General features: G+C 51.3%; 2 protein-coding genes. Both read left to right on the top strand.

Annotation, left to right across the window (positions count from 1 at the left end; all coding sequences use genetic code 11):
- Nucleotides 1–280: 280 nt before the first annotated feature.
- On the top strand, nucleotides 281–787 hold the full coding sequence (locus AC0KVQ_RS16370; RefSeq protein ID WP_473422262.1) for a helix-turn-helix domain-containing protein: 507 nt from the start codon (nucleotides 281–283) through the stop codon (nucleotides 785–787).
- Entirely contained in the window at nucleotides 784–1,245 is a 462-nt protein-coding gene (locus AC0KVQ_RS16365) for a DUF6941 family protein (RefSeq protein WP_473422261.1), read from the top strand. Before AC0KVQ_RS16370 ends, AC0KVQ_RS16365 begins: the two co-directional genes overlap by 4 nt.
- The last annotated feature ends 470 nt before the right edge of the window (nucleotides 1,246–1,715 follow it).

The following is a 1,715-nucleotide window of genomic DNA, read 5'->3' as shown; positions in this document are numbered from 1 at the left end:
CTGTGTTTGCACAAAAATTCAGCAAGCAGGCGGTCGGTATTTGAGCGAGGTGTGTCTTCGGTTGTCAGGACAGGTCAGATGATGCACGCTACCACACTGATGCCGTACGAAGGATCCGAGATCTGAACAACAAACCGGCAGACGAATATCGAGTGTTTTTTGCCCCTCGAAAATCCTACAACGGGACATTTATTTTCCAGATACTTGGCTTCTTTCACCGCAGCACGGCTTATACACAAGCCACACTGACCGAGCTAAAGAACCGCTACGAGAGCCGATCATGAATATATTGAAGATTCTACGTACCGAACCGGGTACATCAACTTTACCGACTCAGATTCAGACTACAAGCCCTAATCCATTGGATGCCAGCGCGCTGTACTGGGACGCACAACAAGATGATCTTGATGGACTGATGGCTGAACTCAGCGCGACTGACCCTGCTTTTGCTGGATTGCTCGCCCAGGCAGGACGTGACCTAGCACCGCTGGCCACCACGCGCGAGGGCGATATCACCATGACCTCGCTACGCATGCTGGCTGGACTGACACAAAAACAATTGGCCGATAGGATCGGCCAGAAACAGTCGAATGTGTCATTGTTCGAGTCCGGCCAACGGACTGATCTGACACGAGCCACTATGTGCAAACTCTGTGAGGCCTTGAGCTGCGACATGAACACGCTCAATCAGGCTTTGCAAAACTCCACACAGATGCTGGAAGCGCACCTTGATACTCAGGAGGCAGCCCCCACGGAAGCAATCGGTGAAAGTAGGAATTGTGCATGAGCAATCATAATTCAGCAGGCATTGCGCGCCATCTATCCGTCATTTATGCAGATGATTTGCGCCAGGAAATTGATGGGAAAATCACAATTGTCGGCATGTATCAATCTCAGATGCTAGTGCCTAAATTCCCTTTCGTGATCCCAAAACTCGCGATTCTAATGACGGCAGCAACACCAGCTGACGAGCCATTTGGCAAGATGACACTCAAGCTGCTGAAGGATGCAGAGGTTTTGCAAAGTACTGACGTGGATGTGCCTGAGCAGGAAATGCCCCTCCCCACCGAACAGGAAGAGGGAATTCATGTCATGCATATACAACTGGCACACATTATTGGTCCGCTTCAGATTGATAGTCCCTGCACTCTAAAAACACGTTTAGAAACCGACAAAAGCACGATTGCAGGTCAATCGCTCATTATCAAGCTCATGCCTGGTGTGGTGCCGCCGACCCAAGCTTAGACACATGGTCTGCAAAACCCACCCGATAGTTGCCACTTGAACTTGCTGCACCCTCCCTCCCCTAATGGCATTGGAAAAAATACGCAATATAGGGACAAATACCCGAAGCAGTACTCAATCGATGAGATAATGGGTTTGGGTTCGAGGGTCTGTTCCACCACCAATAATGAAACCCCAACCGTTCTCGGTTGGGGTTTTTTCTTGCCCGATCGCGCCGGTTCCCGCGTGTTCTTGGGGGTTTCTGCGGAAGCCTGCGGACTGCACCGGTCAGCCTTCCAGCCCGTTCCCGGCCATATTCCACTCTCTCCTGGCCATTCCTCGCTCCGACCTCGCTCCCTGGAACTGGCCCGAAGTCCGCAAAGGCCCGAATTCTGAGCCTTACATATCCACGAGTGTCAACCGGCATCCAATTTTTTCCACCGACCGGCGTCCAAAAGTTTCCACTTGATCAGCAGATTTTCGCCTGACTT

The organism is Formivibrio sp. oc-25 (genome assembly GCF_055810895.1).
This window is presented reverse-complemented; position numbering and strand designations above follow the sequence as displayed.